Source organism: Enterobacter sp. UNJFSC 003, assembly GCF_036903355.1.
Taxonomy (GTDB): domain Bacteria; phylum Pseudomonadota; class Gammaproteobacteria; order Enterobacterales; family Enterobacteriaceae; genus Enterobacter.
On record NZ_JBAKHK010000339.1, the window covers coordinates 1 to 238 of the forward strand.

Genomic DNA, 238 nt, shown 5'->3' on the forward strand with positions numbered 1-238 from the left:
GCGATGCGATGAGTGGGATGGGATAACGCTGGCGTGTTGCTCCACGCCAGCGTTGGGAGATTACAGGTTGTTGAAGATGCGGTTTTCTTGTTCCTGCACACGAATAAACGTGGTGCGCTTGGTCAGCTCTTTCAGGCGTGAAGCCCCAACGTATGTACAAGTTGAACGCAGGCCGCCCAAAATATCTCGCGCGGTATTTTCAATCGGGCCTCGCAGCGGCAGCTTAACGGTTTTACCT

1 protein-coding gene is annotated in these 238 nt (G+C 53.8%); it reads right to left on the reverse strand.

Annotated features, from left to right (window positions below):
* Positions 1–60 precede the first annotated feature (60 nt).
* The coding region (locus V5P19_RS24440; protein ID WP_334408104.1) for an IMP dehydrogenase at positions 61–238 on the reverse strand (178 nt) is incomplete at its 5' end.